The sequence below is a fragment of the Rhodobium orientis genome (assembly GCF_003258835.1).
Taxonomy (GTDB): domain Bacteria; phylum Pseudomonadota; class Alphaproteobacteria; order Rhizobiales; family Rhodobiaceae; genus Rhodobium; species Rhodobium orientis.
Window position 1 is genome coordinate 1 of sequence record NZ_NPEV01000069.1, and the last position, 22,243, is coordinate 22,243.

Annotated in this window: 22 protein-coding genes; 17 read left to right on the plus strand and 5 right to left on the minus strand. The window is 65.1% G+C overall.

All coding sequences use genetic code 11. The features are described from left to right. Positions 1-296 (minus strand): hypothetical protein (locus tag CH339_RS25000; RefSeq protein WP_210207385.1); only part of this gene is annotated, 296 nt, incomplete at its 3' end. A 110-nt stretch (positions 297-406) separates the two neighbouring features. Between CH339_RS25000 and CH339_RS21475 the strand changes: the two genes are divergently transcribed. Together CH339_RS21475 and CH339_RS21480 are read left to right on the plus strand one after the other, a co-directional pair. Continuing rightward, complete coding sequence (locus tag CH339_RS21475) at positions 407-913, plus strand: MarR family winged helix-turn-helix transcriptional regulator (protein WP_111436461.1); 507 nt, start codon at positions 407-409, stop codon at positions 911-913. After that, entirely contained in the window at positions 900-1,577 is a 678-nt protein-coding gene (locus CH339_RS21480; protein ID WP_111436462.1) for a GNAT family N-acetyltransferase, read from the plus strand. The genes CH339_RS21475 and CH339_RS21480 overlap by 14 nt, the downstream gene beginning before the upstream one ends. A 7-nt stretch (positions 1,578-1,584) precedes the next feature. Here the strand turns inward: CH339_RS21480 and moaB are convergent, their stop codons facing one another. Then, a complete protein-coding gene (gene moaB, locus CH339_RS21485) occupies positions 1,585-2,157 on the minus strand; it encodes a molybdenum cofactor biosynthesis protein B (protein WP_111436463.1) in 573 nt (190 codons plus the stop codon). A gap of 200 nt (positions 2,158-2,357) precedes the next feature. Between moaB and CH339_RS21490 the strand changes: the two genes are divergently transcribed. The 5 genes from CH339_RS21490 to CH339_RS21510 all read left to right on the plus strand — a co-directional run bounded on the left by CH339_RS21490 (position 2,358) and on the right by CH339_RS21510 (position 8,496). Further along, the gene (locus tag CH339_RS21490; RefSeq protein ID WP_111436464.1) at positions 2,358-3,284 is read left to right on the plus strand and encodes a sulfotransferase family protein; all 927 of its coding nucleotides are present in this window, start codon (positions 2,358-2,360) and stop codon (positions 3,282-3,284) included. Between the two features lie 500 nt (positions 3,285-3,784). Further along, complete coding sequence (locus CH339_RS21495) at positions 3,785-4,441, plus strand: ceramidase domain-containing protein (RefSeq protein WP_111436465.1); 657 nt, start codon at positions 3,785-3,787, stop codon at positions 4,439-4,441. 141 nt (positions 4,442-4,582) lie between these two features. Further along, complete coding sequence (locus CH339_RS21500; protein WP_111436466.1) at positions 4,583-6,901, plus strand: NADP-dependent malic enzyme; 2,319 nt, start codon at positions 4,583-4,585, stop codon at positions 6,899-6,901. After that, the gene (locus CH339_RS21505; protein WP_111436467.1) at positions 6,898-7,740 is read left to right on the plus strand and encodes a hypothetical protein; all 843 of its coding nucleotides are present in this window, start codon (positions 6,898-6,900) and stop codon (positions 7,738-7,740) included. The genes CH339_RS21500 and CH339_RS21505 overlap by 4 nt, the downstream gene beginning before the upstream one ends. A gap of 186 nt (positions 7,741-7,926) precedes the next feature. Then, positions 7,927-8,496, plus strand: a complete 570-nt coding sequence (locus CH339_RS21510; RefSeq protein ID WP_111436468.1) for a flavodoxin domain-containing protein — start codon at positions 7,927-7,929, stop codon at positions 8,494-8,496. 24 nt (positions 8,497-8,520) lie between these two features. On the opposite strand, the gene CH339_RS21515 is transcribed toward CH339_RS21510, so the two are convergent. After that, entirely contained in the window at positions 8,521-9,765 is a 1,245-nt protein-coding gene (locus CH339_RS21515) for a tetratricopeptide repeat protein (RefSeq protein WP_111436469.1), read from the minus strand. 329 nt (positions 9,766-10,094) lie between these two features. Between CH339_RS21515 and CH339_RS21520 the strand changes: the two genes are divergently transcribed. Both CH339_RS21520 and CH339_RS21525 read left to right on the plus strand, forming a co-directional pair. Then, entirely contained in the window at positions 10,095-10,970 is an 876-nt protein-coding gene (locus CH339_RS21520) for a S49 family peptidase (RefSeq protein WP_111436481.1), read from the plus strand. 20 nt (positions 10,971-10,990) lie between these two features. Continuing rightward, positions 10,991-11,176 (plus strand): hypothetical protein, encoded by a 186-nt coding sequence (locus CH339_RS21525; protein WP_111436470.1) that lies wholly within the window; start codon positions 10,991-10,993, stop codon positions 11,174-11,176. An 86-nt stretch (positions 11,177-11,262) separates the two neighbouring features. Here the strand turns inward: CH339_RS21525 and CH339_RS21530 are convergent, their stop codons facing one another. Next, on the minus strand, positions 11,263-11,553 hold the full coding sequence (locus CH339_RS21530) for a cysteine rich repeat-containing protein (protein WP_111436471.1): 291 nt from the start codon (positions 11,551-11,553) through the stop codon (positions 11,263-11,265). Between the two features lie 210 nt (positions 11,554-11,763). Between CH339_RS21530 and CH339_RS21535 the strand changes: the two genes are divergently transcribed. Then, complete coding sequence (locus CH339_RS21535; RefSeq protein WP_111436472.1) at positions 11,764-12,705, plus strand: glycine--tRNA ligase subunit alpha; 942 nt, start codon at positions 11,764-11,766, stop codon at positions 12,703-12,705. A 120-nt stretch (positions 12,706-12,825) separates the two neighbouring features. Here CH339_RS21535 and CH339_RS21540 read toward each other — a convergent pair whose 3' ends face one another. After that, complete coding sequence (locus tag CH339_RS21540) at positions 12,826-14,016, minus strand: HNH endonuclease (RefSeq protein ID WP_111436473.1); 1,191 nt, start codon at positions 14,014-14,016, stop codon at positions 12,826-12,828. A 434-nt stretch (positions 14,017-14,450) separates the two neighbouring features. Between CH339_RS21540 and CH339_RS21545 the strand changes: the two genes are divergently transcribed. The 7 genes from CH339_RS21545 (at position 14,451) to glyS (ending at position 22,220) form a co-directional block, all read left to right on the plus strand. After that, positions 14,451-15,761 (plus strand): SDR family oxidoreductase, encoded by a 1,311-nt coding sequence (locus CH339_RS21545; protein ID WP_170138614.1) that lies wholly within the window; start codon positions 14,451-14,453, stop codon positions 15,759-15,761. Continuing rightward, on the plus strand, positions 15,761-16,234 hold the full coding sequence (locus CH339_RS21550; RefSeq protein ID WP_111436475.1) for a DUF2269 family protein: 474 nt from the start codon (positions 15,761-15,763) through the stop codon (positions 16,232-16,234). The genes CH339_RS21545 and CH339_RS21550 overlap by 1 nt, the downstream gene beginning before the upstream one ends. Before the next feature lie 220 nt (positions 16,235-16,454). After that, positions 16,455-16,694 (plus strand): CDGSH iron-sulfur domain-containing protein, encoded by a 240-nt coding sequence (locus CH339_RS21555; protein WP_111436476.1) that lies wholly within the window; start codon positions 16,455-16,457, stop codon positions 16,692-16,694. 107 nt (positions 16,695-16,801) lie between these two features. Continuing rightward, positions 16,802-17,365 carry a LemA family protein gene (locus CH339_RS21560; protein WP_111436477.1) on the plus strand — a complete coding sequence of 188 codons (564 nt, stop codon included), beginning with the start codon at positions 16,802-16,804 and terminating at the stop codon, positions 17,363-17,365. A 52-nt stretch (positions 17,366-17,417) separates the two neighbouring features. Further along, positions 17,418-18,185: a DUF2207 domain-containing protein gene (locus CH339_RS21565; RefSeq protein WP_111436478.1), complete on the plus strand. Its 768-nt coding sequence runs from the start codon at positions 17,418-17,420 to the stop codon at positions 18,183-18,185. Beyond that, a complete protein-coding gene (locus CH339_RS21570; RefSeq protein WP_111436479.1) occupies positions 18,185-20,095 on the plus strand; it encodes a DUF2207 domain-containing protein in 1,911 nt (636 codons plus the stop codon). Before CH339_RS21565 ends, CH339_RS21570 begins: the two co-directional genes overlap by 1 nt. Before the next feature lie 94 nt (positions 20,096-20,189). Beyond that, positions 20,190-22,220, plus strand: coding sequence for a glycine--tRNA ligase subunit beta (gene glyS / locus CH339_RS21575; RefSeq protein WP_111436480.1), 2,031 nt, complete (start codon positions 20,190-20,192; stop codon positions 22,218-22,220). Positions 22,221-22,243 lie beyond the last annotated feature (23 nt).

Consider the following 22,243-nt stretch of genomic DNA (forward strand, 5'->3'; position numbering starts at 1 on the left):
CACAGCCAAAACCGCCGCCAACCAACCCCAACCAGATGTCCCTCGACCTCGCCCCAATCTAAACCGGACAGTAGTGGATCAAGCCCGGCAGTGACGCGGAGGAAGGGGAGGAAACCCGGCATCCTCGCTGCCTGACGCATCGCGATCATTGCGTCCAACGGTCCGGTCACGCGGCGCTCTGAGCGGACAGGGGCGCGGTCGATCACGTCAGCCGCCGCCGGGAAAGCCGCTCTTTCCGAGGCCTTCGCCTCCGCAAAAAACTCCGCCACCGCCGCTGGCGAACCCGTCTCCGCCAAGAGCCCTGTCTTCGCTACGAACCCGCCTCCCTGCCTCTCCCCTTGCATTGTCCCGCGTCTTGCCTTAGAAACATAACCAGATATATAACTAGGTATATAAAAGCCGAACGATGGCGGAAGACATCCTCAGGACCCTGGGCTACCTCGCCCTCGGCAGCCGCATGAAGCGGCTCGGCGAGACGCTGCAGGCGCAGACCCAGGCGCTGGTCGCCGACACCGGCGCAGACCTGCCGGCGGCACAATATCCCCTGCTGGAGGCGCTCGAGAGGCTCGGGCCGACGAAGATCGGCGTCCTTGCCGCGGTGCTCGGCGTCGCCCAGCCGGGCGTCACCCGCATGGTCGACAAGCTGGAGGCCGCCGGCTGGGTCGAGACCCAAAGGGACAACGATGACCGGCGGGTGCGCACGGTGCGGTTGACCGCGACGGCCGCGCGGATGCTGGACCAGGCCCGCAAGGACGTCTGGCCGACCATCGAGGCGGCGGTCGCCGATGCCTGCGCGACCGGAACGGGGCCGCTGCTCGACCGGCTCGCGGCCCTTGAGGACGCATTGAAGGAAGCGCCGCTCGCACGCCGCGCCGCGGCAGGTCGCAAGGGAGGGGAAGATGGACGATCTTGATGTCCCGGTCCGGGCGAGCCTGTGGTCCGATCAGGCCGACCTGTCGGAAGGAAACGACCTTGCCCGGCGCTACCGGCCGGATGTCAATCTCTTTGCCTCCGCGCGCGGCGACAGTACGGCGGCGCTGGAAGCGCTGGCCGGCCTCGTCGGTCCGGGCGAACAGGTGTTCATGCTGCAGGTGCCGGAGATCGTCGTGCCGGATGGCCTTGCCGTCGAGCTTGCAGCGCCCGGCGTGCAGATGGTGCTCGCCCGGCCCGTCGATGCGCCCGATCGCAGCGGCATCGAGGTCCTGACCGCGGCGGACGCCGCCGGGATGCACGCCCTTGCCACCCTGACGAGGCCCGGTCCGTTCCTGGAGAGAACCCACCTGATGGGCCGGTTTCTGGGGGTCCGGATCGACGGCCGACTGGCGGCGATGGCCGGGGTGCGCATGCGCTTTCCCGGCCATGTGGAAGTGAGCGGCGTCTGCACCCATCCCGATTTTCGCGGGCGCGGCGTCGGGCGCCGGCTCTCCGCCGCCATTGCCGAGGACATCGCGGCCGGCGGAAGCACCCCGTTCCTGCACGCCTGGGCCTCGAACGAGACGGCGATTTCCCTCTACCGCTCGCTCGGCTTCGAGCTGCGGCGCGAGATGAACGTGGCGGTACTGGTGCGCGCGGAATAGGCCGCGCTCAGCTCTTGCGGCCCGGCATCGGCCGGTTCTTGCGCCGCTGCATGTGCTCGTCGAGGCGCGGCAGGATTTCCACGAAATTGCACGGCTTCTGCCGGTAGTCGAGCTGCGCCTTGAGGATGCCGTCCCAGGCGTCCTTGCAGGCGCCGGGAGAGCCCGGTAGCACGAACAGGTAGGTGGCGTTGGCGACACCGCCCGTCGCCCGGCTCTGGATCGCCGAGGTGCCGATCTTGGCGTAGCTGATCTGGGTGAAGAGGGCGGAGAATCCGTCCATGCGCTTTTCGAACAGCGGCTCGATCGCCTCCGGCGTCACGTCGCGGCCGGTAAAGCCGGTGCCGCCCGTGGAAATCACCACGTCGATGCCGTCCTCCGCGATCCACTTCTTGACGATCTCCCGGATCCCGTCGACGTCGTCCTTTGAAATGGCCCGGTCGGCAAGCTGGTGGCCGGCCTCTGTCAGGCGCTTGACCAGCGTGTCGCCGGACTTGTCGTCGTCGAGCGTGCGCGTGTCGGAGACCGTCAGGACGGCGATGTTGAGCGGAATGAAGGGGCGGTCGTCGTCGTCATGGTGCATGGGAAGTCTCCGATGGGGGCCGATTGTTGCTCGGCTATTGCGGATGGCGCCGCGCTGTGGCATGTGCCGGGCGGACCATGGCCCGGCGCCGATCGTGGCCGCTCTCCCGATAGCATTTTTTGTTGCGGGAAAGCACCCGGTCCGACAGCAACGACCAATTGTGAGTGGAGTGCCCGCCTCCAGGCGCCCGGTAACGCGAAATGGCAAGAAAACCGAACTTCATCGTCCTCGGGCAGGACAAGAGCGGCACGTCACTGTTCTACCGGGTGTTCGACGGGCACCCGGAGATCGCGCTCTCCCGCAAGAAGGAACTGCATTTCTTCAACTCCCACTGGGACGAGGGCATCGACTGGTACCTGGATTTCTTCGACGAGACCGACAAGCCCTTCATCGGCGAGATCTCGCCGTCCTACATTTATTCGGCCAAGATCGTGGAGCGGGTCCATTCGGTCCTCGGTTCCGATGCCAAGATCGTTTTCATCCTGCGCCGTCCCATCGAGCAGCTCTATTCGCGCTATCTGCAGAACATCTGTGCCAACCGCGAGGCGCCGGATTTCGACTTCGTGCTGGAAAAGGTGACCGCCAATCGAAAGCGCGGCATCATCAACTCGCTTACCAAGGTCTATGAGCTGTTCGGCGAGGAGAACGTGCTGCCGCTCTTTTACGAAAAGGACGTGGCGACCTCCGAACCGACGTTTGAGCAGAAGATCTATGCCCATCTCGGCGTCGCCGACCGCACGCCGCGCCACGTCGCCCCATCAAACCGGGTCAACAGCGGGGTGATGCCGCGCTTTCTTGCCGCCGGCGACGAGCCCTTGGAGATCGTCCAGGACGGCGTGCGCTACCGCATTCCGAAGAACCGGCTGGTCTTCTGCGGCCAGCCGCGCAATTCCAAGATCTGGCGCAAGGCCGATCCGGAGGCAATCCGGAAAGCGCTGGAAAGCCAGAAGAGCTGGCAGACCGAGATCTCCGAGGAGCTTTATGCCAGGCTCCTCGAGGAGTGGGTCGAGCCCTACGCCCGCGAGCTTGAGGAGCGCTTCGGCTACGACATGGACCACTGGCGCGTGAAACCGCGCCGCATCGCCTACGACCCGGCCCCGCCGCCGGAGCGCCTGATCGTCGAATAGGCAAGGGCGGCCCGACAGCCGCGTCGGAAGCTGTTCGCTTCTTCCGGTCGCCACGCAAGGTCCGTCCTGGCGACAGCCGTGTATCCGGGAGGGGGGGCGAAAGATCAGCCGGCACCTCGGGTGGGGCTTAACTGGGGTCCGGGCGCTATGTCCCATTTCGAACCGATATGCCGTGGCAAGCGGTGAGGCCGCTCCTGGATTGCTTCGCTCCGCTCGCAATGACGGTTTTCTCAATTGTTTCAACGTCTTTTCGAGGAGGCCGATAGGCCGACGCGGCAATCCGGAATCCGGCGTGACGTTTTACAGCATCGATGGGGTGATGGACCCCCGGTCGCGTCGCTCCCCGTCCTTCGGGCGCTCGCGGTAACGGATGTGCTTGCCAACCCCTTAGTAACTGTCCGCCCCGACGTCCCGCTCTTGTGGAACACGTCACAATTGCCAGTTAGAAAAAAGATCGCCGGAGGTCTCCCGCTCCTCCCGTTTCAAAGAGCAATTGCCAGATGATGGAACAGATCAACGTCTACTGCGAACGCGCCGATTTCAGCTTCTGGGCCGAGCCGGTCAACGCGCTCACCAACCTTGCCTTCATCCTTGTTGCCCTGTGGGCGCTGGCCAATCGGCCGAAGGGCGGCAAAAGCGACTGGCTGGTCGTCGTCCTTGCCGGCCTCGTCGCCCTCGTCGGGATCGGCTCCTTCCTGTTCCACACGCTGGCGACCCGCTGGGCGGCGCTTGCCGACGTGCTGCCGATCACGGCCTTCATCTACCTCTTCTTCTTCACGGTGATGGTGCGCCTGTTCCGGCTCCACTGGGCGCTGTCGCTGCTTGCCACCGCGGCCTTCTTCCTCGCCGCGCGCACCTCGACACCGCTCTTTCGCGAGATCGTCGGCTATTCCGCCGGCTATGTGCCGCCGCTGATCGGCATGGTCGGCGCCGGCATCGCCCTCATGCTGGCGCGGCGGCCGGCCGCCGGCCTGCTGCTCGCTGCCTCCGGGCTGTTCGCCGTATCGCTCACCTTCCGCATCCTCGACGGCCCCACCTGCGGGACGTTTCCGTTCGGCACGCACTTCCTTTGGCACCTATTCAACGCAATGGTACTCTATACCCTGCTGCGGGCCGTCATGAGTCCTTCCGCCGCGCTTGAACGGAATTCGGGTTGATCCCGCAAACACATCGCAAAGCGGGAAAACCGGCGCGAAACGTAGCCCGGTCAAGTTCCATCAGGCAGAAAATAAACCGGAATCGAATTGATTTCGCATAATATGGGGAAGTAACCGATAATCGGTTAAGAAAGGTGCGGAATGACCAGGGACGCAGGCGAAGACAGGGACAAGGCCAACGATTTCGACGAGTCGGCACTCTTCTATCACGAGTATCCGAGGCCGGGAAAACTGGAGATCGCGGCGACCAAGCCGCTCGGCAACCAGCGCGACCTGGCGCTCGCCTATTCGCCCGGCGTCGCCGCCCCCTGCCGGGCGATTGCCGCCAATGCCGGCATCGCCTCGAAATACACCGCCCGCGGCAACCTCGTCGCCGTCATCACCAACGGCACCGCCGTCCTCGGCCTCGGCTCGATCGGCCCCCTGGCCGCAAAGCCGGTGATGGAAGGAAAGGCGGTCCTGTTCAAGAAATTCGCCGGCATCGACGTCTTCGACATAGAGGTCGACGAGAAGGATCCGGACCGCTTCTGCGACACCGTCGCCTCCCTGGAGCCGACCTTCGGCGGCATCAACCTGGAGGACATCAAGGCGCCGGAGTGCTTCATCATCGAGCGCGCCCTTCGCGAGCGCATGAACGTTCCGGTGTTCCACGACGACCAGCACGGCACGGCGATCATCGTCACCGCCGCCGTCCTCAATGCGCTGGAGCTTTCCGGCAAGGCCGCCTCCGAGGTCAAGATCGTCGCCTCCGGCGCCGGCGCCGCCGCGCTCGCCTGCCTCAACCTGCTGGTTGCCCTCGGCATCGACCGCAAGAACATCTGGGTCACCGACATCAAGGGCCTCGTCTACAAGGGCCGCACTGAGGAAATGGACGAGTGGAAGGCGGCGTTTGCGCAGGACAGCGACAAGCGCAGTCTTGCCGAGGTGATCGAGGGCGCCGACATCTTCCTGGGGCTCTCCGCCGGCGGCGTGCTGAAGCCGGAAATGGTCGCCAAGATGGCGCCGACACCGCTGATCATGGCGCTTGCCAATCCGACGCCGGAGATCATGCCCGACGCCGCGCTCGCCGTCCGCGAAGACGCCCTCATCTGCACCGGGCGTTCGGACTTCCCCAACCAGGTCAACAACGTCCTCTGCTTCCCCTACATCTTCCGCGGCGCCCTCGACGTCGGCGCCACGGCGATCAACGAGGAAATGAAGCTCGCCGCCGTCCGCGCCATCGCCGACCTTGCCAAGGAGGAGCCCTCGGACGTCGCTGCCCGCGCCTATGGCGGCGTTTCCAACACCTTCGGCCCGGCCTACCTGATCCCGTCGCCCTTCGACCAGCGGCTGATCCTGAGGATCGCGCCCGCCGTTGCCCGCGCCGCCATGGAAACCGGCGTTGCCGCGCGCCCGATCGAGGACTTCGCGGAATATTACGAGCGGCTCGTGCGCTTCGTCTTCCGCTCCGGCCTCGTCATGAAGCCGGTGATCGCGGCGGCCCGCGAGAACCGCAAGCGGGTCATCTATTCCGACGGCGAGGACGAGCGCGTGCTACGCGCCGCCCAGGTTGTGATCGAGGACGGGCTCGCCGATCCGATCCTGATCGGCCGCCCGCGCGTCATCGACACCCGCGCCAGGCGCTTCGGCCTGAAGATCGTGCCGAGCCGGGATCTCGCCATCATCAATCCGGAGGACGACCCGCGCTACCGCGACTATGTGGACCTCTATTTCTCCTGCGTCGGCCGCCGCGGCATCACGCCGGAGGCCTGTCGCACCATGGTCCGCACCAACTCCACGGTGATCGGCGCGCTCGCCGTCCGGCGCGGCGATGCCGATGCGCTGATCTGCGGCCTTGACGGGCGCTTCGCCCGGCACATGCGGGATGTGCGCCACGTCGTCGGCGTCGCCTCCGGCGTGCGCGATTTCTCCGCCCTGTCGCTGCTTTTGACGCCGCGCGGGCCCTATTTCCTCACCGACACCTATGTGACGGAGGACCCGGGTCCCGAAGAGATCGCGGAGATGACGCTGCTGGCATCGAGCCACATCCGACGCTTCGGCATCGCCCCCAAGGCCGCGCTGCTCTCCCACTCCAATTTCGGCACCCATGCCAGCCGCTCCGCGCTGAAGATGCGCGAAGCCGTGGAACTGCTCTGGGAGATGGTGCCCGACCTTGAGGTCGACGGCGAGATGCACGGCGACAGCGCGCTCTCCGACATCTTCCGCGAACGCGTCATGCCCGACAGTCGCCTGACCTCGGAGGCCAATCTGCTGGTCTTTCCCAATCTCGATGCCGCCAACATCGCCATGTCGCTGATCAAGGTGATGACCGACGCGCTCCACGTTGGCCCGATCCTGCTCGGTGCCGCCCATCCGGCCCACATCCTGACCCCGTCGGTGACCTCGCGCGGCGTCGTCAACATGTCGGCGCTCGCCGTGGTGGAGGCCCAGAGCATTGAGCAGATCGGCGCAACGGCGTGACCGCGACACGGGACGGCGGGACGATGATGCGCGGAACGCCCAAGGTCCGCGGCTATCTGGCGGGCGATGCGAACCGGGCGTTGTTCCTCTACCGCCAGAGCGCGCGGCTGACCTGGCTCGTCGGCCTCGACTATGGCGGTGCGCGCCCGGCCTGGACCGTCGGCTCGCGCTTTTTCGGCAGGTTCTATCCCAATCGCTGCGACCTCTCGCCGGACGGCCGGCTATTCCTCTATTTCGCGCAAGGAAAGAGCCAGAAGAAATACCAGGACAAGCACCAGTTCTGGACGGCGTTCTGCCAGCCGCCCGACGTCAACGCGCTCCTGCTCCTTGCCCATTTCGACACCTGGGGCGGCGGCGGCAGGTTCCGTCCCGGCCGCAAGGCCGTGGTCGCGCCGGGCATGCACCCGGATTTCGACCTTGCCGGCAGCTACCGGGTCGGCGGCTACGACGTCGTCTTCCGCGACCACCCCTTCAACGACTGGACCAGCGGCCATGGCTGGACCGTCGACCGCTACAACGATTGGGGCATCGGCAAGGCCTGGTCGAAGACCGCGGGCGGCTTCACCGTCAAGCGGATCGTCCGCCGCGGCCGCGATATCGGCGAATATTCCCTGCACCGCTACGAGGTCTACGACCGGCGCAAGGGGACGCTCATCTTCGACGGCGGCGACGAGTTCCACTGGATGGACGTCGACAATCGCGGCCGCCTCATCGGCGCCGCCGGCAGCCGCGTCGTCCTCTTCCCGAACCTGCCGGCGATCCTGCGCCGCCGCGGCCTCGAGACCGACCTGGAAGAAAAGGTGCGCCGGGCAAGGCGCGTCGGGTCAGTGCCCGCCTGAGCGGTTTTGCCGTCCTTGCCTGGAACCGGGCGGCACCGGCTGCCGTTCCTGAGCCGGACCTTGCAGTCCGCGCTGCCCTGGCAACGTCCCGTCGCCCTTTCCAAACGGCGGCCCGGCGTTCCATGATGGCGCGCCGTGCCCCGTCCGAGTCGCTTGCCCGGGACGTCGCCCGAGGAAAATAGCCAGATGGATCGCATCCTCATCGCCTACACCACCGAGGAAGGCCAGACCGCTAAGATCTGCGGCCGCATCGCCGATCGCCTCGCCGGCCATGGCTTCAATCCGGTCATTCACAACATCCGGGTCGACAGGAGCGTGCCGGACGGGTTGACCGGCGCAATCGTCGCCGGCTCGGTGCATCTCGGCGCCCATTGCGCGCCGCTCCGGACCTTCGTCAAGGACAACAGGGACAAGCTGTCGGACCTGCCGTCGGCGCTGATTTCCGTGAGCTTGCAATCCGGGTCGCCCGATGCCGACGAGCGCGACGAGATGCGCTCCGTTGCCGAGGATTTTCTGGCCGAGACGGGCTTCAAGCCGCTGTTCCTGCACACCGCGGCAAGCGCCCTCCACGATGCCCGCATCGGGCCGCTGCGCCGGGTCTTGCTGCACTGGGTCCTGAGGCGGCGCGGCGTCGGCCTTGACCCGTCGGGCGACACGGAGTTCACCGACTGGACCGCGCTCGACCGCTTCATAGACGAATACGCCCACGCATTGCGCGGCGAGGGGGAGCTGGGCGCGCCGCGTGCAACGGCCTGACGGTCCGCCGGGCGCGATTGACCCTTACGCGCTGCCGCCCTCGTCGGTCTGCCGGTCGCGCAGGAGCTTCAGGCCGCTCAGCGCCGCCGCCGGTCCGTGGCCGCCGAACACCGACAGGAGCGAGCGCTTCAGCTTCGCCGTCGCCGGCGATTCCAGCCGCGCGTCGGCCCGTTCCTTGCGCGCGACCTCCAGCTCCGGATCGAAGGCGAGCGCCCGGTCGAACGAGGCGATCGCCCGCTCCGGATCGTTGTCGTAAAGGGCCAGAACGCCGCTCTGGTAGAGCACGATCGCCTTCAGCCGCTCCGCTTCCACGGCCTGGTCGTTGATCAGCCGGGCAAGGTCGAGGAGCGTTTCCTGTGACCAGTCCGGTCCGGTCGCTGGCGACATCTCCGGCTCGCTCAAGGCGATCCCGAACGTCTCCCGCAGATAGGCGAGGTCGTCCGCGCAAGCGGCCCGCACCCTGTCGGCGACCTCTTCCGGCAGCGCGAAGGGCGCGCCGCCGATCGCCGCAAGACCGCGCAAGTTCTTGGCCCGGTCGGCATTGCGCCGCTTGCCCTCAAGCTTCGGTGCGCTCTCGGCAAGGGCGTCGAGCAGCAGCGCGGCCTCGGCCGAGACGCTCTCGTTGCGGAAGGTGGCGCTCTCCTCGATGAGGCTCGGGTCGATACCCGCGAACGTGCAGAAATCGGTCCTGACGTCGCCCTCGTGCAGCGCGTCGTATTCGAACGGGCGAACGACCACATTCTCCTTGCCGAAGACCTCGATGAATTTCGGCAACATCCTGGAAAACCGGGAAAACCGCGGCTCGGCAAAACACTCCTTCAGCGTCCTGTGGCCGGTCTTGACGTCCTGCTGCATCGCGCTCGCCGCATGGGAGACCGGGTGGCGCACATAACAGACGACGGTAACCTCCGAGGCCACCTTTTGGAAATGCCCGGCGAGTTCCCGCAGCGCTTCAGCGCTGAGGATCGAGAAATATTCCGACGAGAGGATCAGGCTGTCGAAGCTGTTGTCCTTAAGGGCGTCGTCGAGCCGCTTCAGATAACGCGTCGTGTCGGCGCGGATCGCCGCCCGGTCGCCATAGCCGCGCTTGATGTTGAGGCCGATCGTCTCCGGCGCCTCGTGGAAATGCGAGACCAGCCAGAACTGGCTCTGCTGCGGACCCGGATAGCAGATGCCGCCTCTAGCGAGCTTTTCCCGGCTTGCCGCCAGCGAGCCCTGGATGAACGAGGTGCCGGTCTTGCTGGTGCCGATATGCAGGAAGAGCTTCATGCCAGCGCGCGTCTTCTGGAATACGTGAACGGGGCCGCGGTTCGGGGGAGGAGCGGCAGGTCGCCACTCTGCGAAGGATTGGCCGCAGAGTCCATGGCCGGCCCGAGAAAAAGCCGTGTGGTTCAGCCAGTGGCGCCGCGGCCTGGGCGGTTTGCCGCAACCCCCGTCAGGGCGGGTCGAACGGCCTGGGGGCGCACGTGGAACATGTGCGCTTTCAATCTGTTATCCCTTGGGAAGACGGCCGCACGCCTTGTTTGCCGCGGTCCCGTCCCCATGTTAGAGCAGATTTTTCAAAGGCCCGCTTGGCCCGACGGGAGTTCAAGAGCGACATGTTCGATTGGATCCGCACCCGCTTGCCGGAACGATGGCAGAAGGATCACCCCTTTGTGCCCGTGGTGCGCCTGTCCGGCGCGATCGGCATGGTGACGCCGCTGCGTCCCGGCCTGTCGCTGGCCTCCTGCGCGCCGGCGCTCGCCAAGGCATTTTCCTACAAGCATGCGCCGGCGGTCGCGATCATCGTCAATTCGCCCGGCGGCTCGCCGGTGCAGTCGCGGCTGATCTACCAGCGCATCCGCGCGCTGGCGGAGGAAAAGGAAAAGCAGGTCTTCGTCTTCGTGGAGGACGTCGCGGCCTCCGGCGGCTACCTGATCGCCCTTGCCGGCGACGAGATCGTTGTCGATCCGTCCTCCATCGTCGGCTCCATCGGCGTCGTCGCCGCCACCTTCGGGTTCACCGAGGCGATGAAGAAGCTCGGGGTGGAGCGCCGCGTCTACACCTCCGGCGAGCACAAGGTGATGCTCGATCCGTTCCAGCCCGTGGACGAGGAGGACGTCGCCCACCTGAAGGCCCTGCAGGCCGAGATCCACGAGACCTTCATCGACCTCGTCAAGGAGCGCCGCGGCGACATCCTGCAGGACGACGTCGACCTCTTCAACGGCCGCTACTGGACGGGCCAGCAGGCGCAAGGCTTTGGCCTCGTCGACAAGATCGGCGACCTGCGCGGCGTCCTGCGCGAGCGCTACGGCCCGGACGTCAAGTTCAAGCTGATTTCCAGCGACCGCAGCTTCCTCATGCGGCGCGGCGGCGCCCGTGGTGCTACAATTGCCGCCGGTCCGGACGGGGTGCGCCTGGAGGCCTCCGGCCTTGCCGACGACCTCGTCTCCACGCTGGAAGAGCGCGCGCTCTGGGCGCGCTACGGGCTCTGACCCTCGCAAAGGAGTGGCAAATGGCACAGCTTCTTCTGGTCGGTCTCATCGGCATTGCCGCGATCGTCGGCTGGAACACGGTGAAGAAGGAAATGGCGCGGGTGGAGAAGAAGCTCCACGAGACCGAGGCGAAGAAAAAACGCGCCCGCGACGACGTCGAGACCCTTGAGGCCGATGCCGACGGCGTCTACCGCCCGAAGACCTAGGCGACGGCGACCCCGAAACGCGAAAGCGCCGGGAAATTCCCGGCGCTCCCCGCATGAGGCGGCGTCTTGCGGCGCCGCGTCCGATGCTATTGCGCGTTTTGGTTGCCCTGCTGCCAACCGCCGCCCCAGCCGGGGCCCTTGTTGGCGAGCGCCCACTTGCAGTCCTGCGACAGGTTCTTGAAGTGGGATTCCAGGCATTTCGGGATCTCCGTCCGGCCATGTTTCAGGTGGCCGCAATAGGTGGCGATTTCCCGTTTGCAGTGGGTTCCGACGAGGCCCCCGCCTGCGCCTTGCCCCGCGCCCTGGGCGAGAGCGGGACCGGCCGACACGGCAAGGGCAAGCGTCGAGCCGAGAAGGATCTTCGTCAGCGTGTTCATGACACAGGCCTTTCATCGTGCGGCGGAAAACTGTTTCGACCGCCGCCCCGCAGCCCGTATCTTATATGGGGTCGGCGCTCACCCGGTTGTATGCGCCCACACGCCGCAAGCAGTCGTCCTCAAACCGCCGCAAGACGGCACTGCTTGACCGCCATGGGCCCCGCGACTACGGTCCGCGCGCCGATGAAGCCTGATGCCGGAACCCCTTCCATGACCGACGAGACCATCGCCGACCACATGCGCCCCGAACGCTCGTTCCAGGCGCTGATCCTGACGCTCCAGAAGTTCTGGGCCGACAAGGGCTGCGCCATCCTGCAGCCCTACGACATGGAGGTCGGCGCCGGCACCTTCCATCCGGCGACGACGCTGCGCTCCCTCGGCACAAGGCACTGGAAGGCGGCCTATGTGCAGCCCTCGCGCCGCCCGACCGACGGGCGCTACGGCGAGAACCCCAACCGCCTGCAGCACTACTACCAGTTCCAGGTCATCCTGAAGCCGTCGCCCGATAACCTTCAGGAGCTTTATCTCGGCAGCCTGAAGGCGATCGGCATCGACCCGCTGCTGCACGACATCCGCTTCGTGGAGGACGACTGGGAGAGCCCGACGCTCGGCGCCTGGGGCCTCGGCTGGGAGTGCTGGTGCGACGGCATGGAGGTCTCCCAGTTCACCTATTTCCAGCAGGTCGCGGGCTTCGAGTGCTCGCCCGTCTCCGGCGAGCTGACCTACGGGCTGGAGCGGCTGGCGATGTATGTCCAAGGCGTCGACAACGTCTACGACCTCAACTTCAACGGCCGCGAGGGCGCGGAAAAGATCAGCTATGGCGACGTCTTCCTGCAGGCCGAGCAGGAATACTCAAGGCACAATTTCGAATACGCCGACACGGAAATGCTGTTCCGCCATTTCCGGGACGCCGAGGCCGAGTGCAAGAGCCTGCTTGAAAAGGGCGATGCCGGCGAGGGCGCGCTGCACCTGTGCGTGCTGCCGGCCTACGACCAGTGCATCAAGGCAAGCCACGCCTTCAACCTCCTGGACGCCCGCGGCGTCATCTCCGTGACGGAGCGCCAGAGCTACATCCTGCGCGTGCGCGAGCTCGCCAAGGCCTGCGGCGCGGCGTTCCTGAAGACGGATGCGGGCGGGGCAGAGGCGGCGTAGGGCATCTCAGGGCCGGCAGGCTTGAGGCCGGCATGGGCATTGCAGATCTTTCCAAAGGAGGTCACCGACAGTCGGGCCATGTAAGCCGGATCTTTCGGCAATATTGCGCGATCTCTGAGTTTATTCTTCCGGAACGGTGGTTTTCAGGATGTGCGCAGTTAAAGCTCGGCCAATGTAATTGCTGAAAATCTCAATATGTCCAGGGGTAATAATGTCGCCTTCTCGGCAGTCGGCCTTTTCCAAGCCTTCGCGGACCAAATTTGCCATCCAATCATCCTGAGACTTTGCGTGGGCGTATTTCAGCAGCAGTGCCATTCTTGATTGGACGTTCCTATAGTCTGGCGGCCAAGTTTCCCATTGCGCAAAAACCCAGTCATGGTCTATCGGGTTTTCGGCTCGTTCAAGTAGCGCCCAGGATCGGTTGTCATAAGGATTCGAAATCAGGCAGACATGTCTGGACACCGGAGCGTCCTGGCCGCAGAGTGCAATTCGCCAGCCAATGGCTCCATACAAGCGAAAATATCCGTATGTCTGTCCAGCTGGATCGCTCCCAACCCAAATGATGTTTGGATGTAGGCCAAACCGCTCGGGGAGGTCGGGCAGAGTTCGGGTGTCCAGTTTGACTATTTCCTCGGGGTTATCGGTTTTCTCGCCGGTGAGGATGTAGTGGCGAACGGCATCGTAACGTTTGCTGTTCACTTCATCGTTGCCACAATGCTTTGCCCATAACACCAAACAGGCTTTGGCCGCTGCCTGTTGAGATTTCCCTTGTCCAAAGCCGGCCTGATAGCTGATAGATGGCGCTGGACTGAAGAAGGACGTCGAGTCCTTAAGCAAGTCTTGCGCAATTAATTCAATCACATCCCCGCCTTTACGGCCGAATTGTTTTGCAATTTTCGCTGCTGCGCCTTTTGCTAATTTCTCAGCTTCTTGACGGGAATTTGCATTAACTTGGACGCGAATATCCTTGTCTGTGATTTGAATGTCGAGCGGTTGTTTGGGCCTTAGTCGGGGGCGCATGCCAGGAATAAGGTCCAGTTTCGTTCCACCGCTTTCAAGGCCGCGAATTTCCGGTGGTTCATCTCCATCTCCGGCCTTGAACCCGCAGATATTGCGAATAAAGGCAACGCTGTCCGCCAGATCATTGTCTGGTCCGATTCCCATCTTGTGATTGCAGCTTGGGCAGATGACGTGGTTGACCGTCATTCGTCCGCCTAGAGCGTTCAAAAGAACATGCTCTGGCTTGGTCTTTTCAGGGATTTGCCCTCTACACAGAATGCAGTGCGGTCCACCTTGACGGTTAATATTCATAAGGACGCCATTTGTCTTAGGATGGCAGGGGAGGAACAATAGGCCAATGCGTGATCACTATTTCCATCCTAGCTTACCGCATCTCAGCGTACGCAACCATTCATTCGTAATCAAAATCGCATCATTGCAGTATTCTTCGTAGGGCATTGTCGGTCCGTAGGAGCCCATCCCGAACGAGTTGGTTCCGTTCAGTTCCATTTGACTGCACTCGCCATCACAGAAGGGTATCTGCACAGCCGGCCGGACGCGCCGGTGGCCGGACGTCGGCAGGCTACCTGACGGCGGCGCATCGAAAGACCGGCGCTCTTCAATTAATCGTTTCAAGAACGGCGCCCGAAATCTTCCCTTGCCGCGACGACCGTAAGACTGCTTCGATGCGGCATGGTGAGCGATGAGCGACAGCCGTCACCCCTGCGCCAATGCCGGAGATGCCGATGACCGACCGTCCTTGCGTGCTCGTCACCGGTGCGGGCGGCTTCATCGGGGCTGCCATCGTCGCAAGGCTGCGCGCGGAAGGTTTTGCGGTGCGGGGCGTTGCCCGCGATCCGGAGGCGGCCGCGCGGCGCATGCCGGGCATCGACTGGGTTTTGGGCGACTTCAACCGCGATGGGGCGCCGGACGCCTGGCGCCCACGGCTTGAGGGCGTTGCGGCCGTCGTCAACGCGGCGGGCATCCTCCAGGACGGCGCAGGCGACAGCCTTGACGCCGTCCATATCCGTGGCGCCGATGCGCTCTTTGCCGCCGCCGAGGCCGCGGGCATCCGCCGCGTCGTGCAGATTTCCGCCATCGGTGCGGAGCCGGACGCCGCCACCGCCTTCATGCGCACCAAGGCCGAGGGCGACCGGCGGCTGCAGGCCCGCGACCTCGACTGGATCGTCTTGAGGCCCGGCCTCGTCATCGGCCGTCCCGTCTATGGCGGCACCGGGCTCATCCGCGGCCTTGCCGCCCTGCCGTTCGCAATCCCGGTGATGGCCGGGGCCAAACCGATGCAGGTGATCGGCCTCGAAGATGTCGCGGCCGAGGTCGTCAGGAGCCTCGGGCCGGATGCAAAAATCCGCGTCGTCCACGACCTCGTCCATCCCGAGCCGCACGAACTGGCCGAAATCATCACCCGCCATCGCCAGTGGCTCGGCTTCACGCCTGTGCCGGTGCTGACCGCGCCCGCCTGGACCGGACGCCTGCTCGGCAAGGTCGGCGATGTCTGCGGCTGGTTCGGCTGGCGCGCGCCGATCCGCTCCACGGCCATCAGGCAGACGTTGGAAGGCGTCGTCGGCGACCCCGCCGGCTGGGTCGCGGACACCGGCGCCACCCCGACGCCGCTTGAGGCCCTGCCGGGTCTCGGCCCGGCAACGGTCCAGGACCGCTGGCACGCGCGGCTCTGGGCGCTCCGGCCGCTGGCGCTCGTCGGCCTAGCCCTCTTCTGGCTCGCTTCCGGTCTCATCGCCCTCGGCCCCGGCTTCACCGATGCGGTCTCGACCCTGATCGTCACCGGCATCGACGCCGAGCCGGCGCGCTGGCTGACGGCCGCGACGGCCGCCCTCGACATCGCAATCGGCGCGGCGCTCCTGGCCCGGCGCTGGCACAGGGCGGCGCTCGTCGCCACGCTCCTCGTCAGCCTTGCCTATCTCGCCGGCGGAACGCTGCTGGCGCCGGCACTCTGGGTCGATCCGCTGGCGCCGCTCCTGAAAATCCTGCCGCAGATGCTGCTCGCCCTGGTGCTGCTGGCGACGGCCGAGTCCCGCTGATGGAGCTCTTTCAGATCCTGCGGCTCCTGCACATCCTCGGTGCTGCGGTCCTCTTCGGCACCGGCATGGGCATCGCCTTTTTCATGGTTCTTGCCCACCGCACGGGCGATCCGAAACTGATCGCCCATGTCGCCTCCGGCGTCGTCCTCGCCGATGCGCTCTTTACTGCCACCGCCGTCATCGCCCAGCCGGTCACCGGCATCTGGCTCGCTTACGAGATGGGCCACGATCTCCTGTCGTCCTGGATCGTCGTTGCTGTCGCGCTCTATCTCGTCACCGGCACCTTCTGGCTGCCGGTCGTCGTCATCCAGATGAAGATGCGCGACCTCGCCCGAAAGGCGGCAGCGGAAGGGGCGCCGCTGCCCGCCACGTACCACCGCCTGTTCCGCATCTGGTTCGGCTTCGGCTGGCCGGCCTTTGCGGCGGTGCTGGCGATCTTCGGGGTCATGATTGCCCGCCCCGATTTCTGGTAGCCGCGCCCGGTCCGCCTGCGTCAAAAGATGCGCGGCGCATGCTCCTTTCGCCCTTACATTCAATGCCGCTGATATGTACCCTTGAGAGCTGCTGGCCGGGGCCGCCAGCGGGCATTGACGACCTTCGCTCCAACGCGCGCGGAGGATGTGGTGATCCCGGCGCCGCCGCTCGCACCAATGGGTCCGGTCAATGCCCGTTCTATAAAAAAGGGAGATGCCAATGACAGACCCCGTGATCGCCCAGAAGGGGCCCTATGTCGTCACCGTGGAGGAGGGAAAGTCCTATTTCTGGTGCGCCTGCGGTCGCTCCAAGGACCAGCCCTTCTGTGATGGCTCCCACGAGGTGACCGATCTCAGGCCGATCCGCTGGAAGGCGGATGCCTCGGGCGAGAAGTATTTCTGCGGCTGCAAGCACACGAAAACCCCGCCCTTTTGCGACGGCACCCACGAGACGCTCTGAGCCGCCGTGCCGCCGTCCCGGCATTGCCGGCCCAATGCGCTTTATCCGTTGATCTTGACGCCCTGCCTGTCGATACTGCCGCTGGGCGGGCCGAGAGGGAGAACGGAATGATCACCTGGATAATCCTTGTCGTCGTCGTCCTGGCGGCGATCTACGGCGTCGTCCTTTACAATAAGCTGGTGAAATTCCGGCAGATGGTGGCCGAGGGCTGGAGCGGCATCGACGTCCAGCTCAAGCGCCGCGCCAACCTCATCCCCAATCTGATGGAATCGGTAAAGGGCTATATGGGCCACGAGCGCGAGACGCTCGAAGAGGTCACGGCCCTTCGCGCCCGCGCCGAAAAGGCGAGCGAGGAGGATGCCGATCCGGCAAGGCGCAGCCTCATCGAGGGCGCGCTTTCCGGCGCGCTCGGCCGGCTCTTTGCCCTTGCGGAAAACTATCCCGACCTCAAGGCGAGCCAGAACTTCATCGACTTCCAGGACGCGCTGGAGGCGGTCGAGGAGCAGATCCAGCTCTCCCGCCGCTACTACAACGGCGCCGTGCGCAACCTCAACGTTGCAGTGGAATCCTTCCCGAGCAACCTCGTCGCCTCCACCTTCAAGTTCGAAAAGGCCGAGTATTTCGAGCTCGAGGCGCCGGAAGACCGCGCCGTTCCGAAGGTCTCCTTCTGACGGCTCAAGCCTGATCGCCAATATTTCCGCCGATCACCGAAAGGGGAACGCGATGATCCGGCACATTCTGGCGCTTTGCATCATCTCCCCGCTATTTGCCGCCTGCTCGGCAACGGCCGAGGAAGAAATCCTTTCCTTTGAAAGCGATATCGTCCTCTCGGAGGATGGCGCCCTCGACGTCACCGACACGATCCGCGTCCGGTCCAAGGGCTACAAGATGAAGGAGGGGGTCTTCTACGAACCCCCATACGTATATTTGTACCGCGAATTCCAGGTCGAATATAAGGATGCTGACGTCGCCCACCCGACGGTCGGCCTGGATATTCTGGATGTACGCAAGGACGGCAACGCCATTACCTATCAGGCCAGGCAGGCAGGCTCGAACGTCTTTGTCAGTTCGCGCAACATCTTTCCCGCGGCCGGCGTCCACACCTACGAGTTCCGCTACCGGACCCGGGCGCACATCCTCTGTCGCGCCGATCAAGAGCTCCTTTATTGGAAAGTGGTCAGCAACAACTGGGACTTTCCGATCCTCAAGACCAAGGCGCGCATCACCCTGCCGGCGAGCTTAGCTGCCCGGCTCCCGGAAACTCTCATCGGTCTGGTGGAATCGAAAGGGATCGAAGGCCGCATCGCTCGACGCGGCCCCAACGCCATCGCTTTCAACACGACGCGGACGCTGCCCTCCGGCGAGGCCTTCGCCGTTCGGATTGCTTTCGAAAAAGGCACGTTTGCCGATTGCACCGACCGGCACGCGATGCGCGGTGGCGATAGCGTCGACGGGAGCAACTCCGTCGCGGGCGAACAGGGAGAGAATTGATGCGGAAGTTTCTGGCACTCATGTTCTTTGCGCTCGCCTTCGCCGCCGCGCCGGCAAAGGCCGAGGAAGAAATCCTCTCCTACACGAGCGACATCGTCGTTGCCGAGGACGGCACCCTCGACGTCACCGAGACGATCCGCGTCCGGGCCGAGGGCCAAAAGATCAAGCGCGGCATCTACCGGGATTTCCCCATCCAGTACCGCATGTCCAACGGCCTGCGCCGTGCCGTCGGCTTCGACGTCGTCGAGATCAGGCGGGACGGCAAGAAGGAGCCCTGGCACAGCGCCTGGGTCAACGGCTACAAGCGCATCTATATCGGCGACGAGGACGTCTTTCTCAATTCCGGCGAATACACCTACACGATCCGCTACGAGACGACCCACCAGCTCCGCTTCTTTTCCGGTCACGACGAGCTCTACTGGAACGTCACCGGCAATTTCTGGGATTTCCCGATCCGCCATGCGGTCGCGCGGATCACGCTCCCGCAGTCCGCGGAAATCCTCCAGAAGGCCGCCTATACCGGCTACCAGGGTGACACGGGAACGGCCTACCGGGTGAGCGGTCAGGGCTTCAACACCATCACCTTCGAGACCACGGCGCCGCTCGCCCGCAACCAGGGACTGACGGTCGCCGTCGGCTTTCCGAAGCGCGTCGTCGACGAGCCCGGCCCGGTCGGCCGCTTCCTCAACAGCTTCCTCGACAATTTCGGCCTCTTCCTCCTCGTCGCCGGTACCTTCGGCGTCGGCGCCTACTTCTTCGGCAAATGGCTGGAGGTCGGCCGCGATCCGGAGGGCGGTATCGTCATTCCGCTCTACGAGCCGCCGAAGGGCCTGTCGCCGGCCGCCCTCAGCTACCTGCACTACCAGACCTTTGCGTCCGGGCGCGGCGGTGCCACCAAGGCCTTCATCGCCGCGCTCCTGTCGCTGGCGGTCAAGGGCCGGATCCGGCTTGAAGAGGAAGGGAAAAAGAAGGTCGCTCTTGAACGGGCGGACGGCAGGACCGACGATCTGCCCGGCGGCGAGAGGGCGCTCATGGACGGGTTCCTCGGCGGCCGCGACCGCTTCGTCGTCGAACGCGCGAACGCCACGACGCTTGTGAGGACCCGCGCCGCCTTCCGCAAGGCGATCCTCAAGGAATACGAAGGAAAATTCTTCAGGAACAACTACTTCATCTCGATCATCGGCGCCGTGATCTCGGTCGCCATCCTGATCGCCTTCGTCTTCTTCCATGCGCCGACGGATACCGAACTCGGCACCATGATCATCGCCGCCTTTTCCGGCTTCGGCGGCGGCTGGCTGCTGTCCATGGGGCTCTACCGCCTGCTCGGCTGGATCCCCGGCGGCAGCTCGGCGATCGCCGGCACCTTTCTGACGATCCTCGGCGCCGTGGTCTTCGCCCCGTCCCTGGTCATGCCGCTGGTGCTCCCCGGTGCAGCCTCCATGATCCCGGCAATGGTCATCGCCCTTTGCGTCCTGAACATCCTGTTCTTCGGCCTGATGCGGGCCCCCACGGTGATCGGCCGACGCGTCATGGACGAGACGGAGGGCTTCAAGATGTTCCTGTCGGTCGCCGAGGCCGACCGCATGAACATGATCGACGCGCCGGACGTCAGCGAGCCGGTGTTCGAGAAATACCTGCCCTATGCGATCGCCCTCGGGGTCGAAAAGCCGTGGTCGAACGCCTTTGCCGACTACATCGCCCGCGCGCAGCCGGAGCGGGTGGGCTCCACCTACCATCCGGGCTGGTATCGCGGCGGCTCCTTCAATCTCGGCAATATTGGCGCCGCGACCTCGGGCATCGTCTCTGCGGTCGGCTCCAGCGTTTCCGCGGCAACGCCCAGTTCCTCAGGCTCCTCCGGCGGCGGCTCCTCCGGTGGCGGTGGCGGCGGCGGCGGCGGTGGCGGCTGGTAGCGCGTCTGCCGCAGCCGGGGGGTGACTTTTTCGCCGGCCCTTGGTAACGGACGGCGCCGGGCCTCTCCGGCGCCTCCGACCGAGCGAGACCGATATGCCTGACCTCTTTCTGGAACTCTTCAGCGAAGAAATCCCCGCGCGCATGCAGCGCCGGGCCGGCGAGGACCTGAAGAAGCTGGTGACCGACGGTCTGGTGGATGCCGGCCTCACCTATGAGGGCGCCAAGGCCTTCGCCACCCCGCGCCGGCTGGCGCTGCACGTTGCCGGCGTGCCGGTCCGCTCGCCGGACGTCAAGGAAGAGAGAAAGGGCCCGCGCGTCGGCGCCCCGGAAAAGGCGCTGGCTGGTTTTCTCCGCGCGGCCGGGCTCGACAGCGTCGACCAGGCCGAGATCATCTCCGACCCCAAGAAGGGCGACTTCTATGTCGCCCGCATCGAAAAGCCGGGCCGCGAGGCGACCGAGATCGTCGCCGGGCTGGTCGCCGAGACGGTCCGCAAATTTCCCTGGCCGAAATCCATGCGCTGGGGCGAGGGGAGCCTGCGCTGGGTGCGCCCGCTGCACTCTATCCTGTGCACCTTCGGCGCGGAGACCGAGGACCCGGACGTCATCACCGTCGACGTCGACGGCATCCCCTCCGGCGACATCACCTACGGCCACCGCTTCCTGGCGCCCGGCCCGATCCGGGTCAAGCGCCTCGACGACTACATGACGTCTCTGGAAAAGGCGAAGGTCGTGCTGGACGCAGACCGCCGCAAGGACATCATCCGCACCGACGCCGACACGGCCGCCCACGCCATCGGCCTTGAGGTCGTCACGGATGAAAAGCTGCTCGACGAGGCGTCCGGCCTCGTCGAATGGCCCGTGGTGCTGATCGGTGCCTTCGACGAGCGCTTCCTCGATATGCCCGACGAGGTCATCCGCACCTCGATCCGCGAGCACCAGAAATGCTTCGTGCTCTCCGATCCGAAGACCGGAGAACTCGCCAACCGCTTCGTGCTGGTCTCCAATCTGGAAGCCAGCGACGGCGGCCTGGCGATCACCGCCGGCAACGAGAAGGTCATCCGCGCGCGGCTGTCGGACGCCGACTTCTTCTGGCAATCCGACCTGAAGACGCCGCTCGCCGACAACGTCGCCAGGCTCGACGCCATCGTCTTCCACGAAAAGCTCGGCAGCCAGGGCGAGCGCGTGAAGCGCCTGGAAACGCTGGCCGCGGCCATTGCCGAAAAGCTCGGCGCCGACCCTGAAAAGGCGGCCCGTGCGGCAAAACTCGCCAAGGCCGACCTCGTCTCGCACATGGTCTACGAGTTCCCCGAGCTGCAGGGCCTGATGGGCAAATACTACGCCGAAGCCCAGGGCGAGGATGCCGCCGTCGCCACCGCCATCGAGGACCACTACAAGCCGCAAGGGCCCTCCGACGATGTGCCGAGCGAGCCCGTCGCGATTGCCGTTGCCCTCGCCGACAAGCTCGACATGCTGACCGGCTTCTGGGCCATCGACGAAAAGCCGACCGGCTCCAAGGACCCTTATGCGCTCAGGCGCGCTGCGTTGGGCGTCATCCGCATCATCCTGGAAAACGAGCTTCGCTTCCCGCTCGCCGCCGAGCCGGACCTCCTCAATTTCTTTGCCGACCGCCTGAAGGTGCAGCTCCGCGAGGAGGGCGCCCGGCATGACCTCGTCGACGCGGTCTTCGCCGTCGACGACCAGGACGACCTCCTGATGGTCGTGCGCCGCATCGAGGCGCTAGGAAAATTCCTCGACAGCGACGACGGCGCCAACCTCCTCGCCGGCTACAAACGCGCGGTCAATATCCTGCGCGCAGAAGAAAAGAAGTCCGGCGAGACCTATTCCGGCCGCCCCGACCCGAACCTCCTGACCGAGCAGGCCGAAAAGGATCTTGCCGGCGCCATCGACATCGCCCGCACCGACGCGGCCAAAGCCATCGAAGCCGAAGACTTCGCCGCCGCCATGGCCGCGCTGGCGACCTTGCGCGCGCCCGTCGACACCTTCTTCGACGATATTCTGGTAAATGCCGACGACCCGGCCCTGCGGGAGAACCGCCTGAAGCTGCTCAACGAAATCCGTGAGGCGACGCTGGCGGTTGCGGATTTTTCGAAGATTGGGGGGTGAGCGGCAGTCGGCGCATAGCGCCG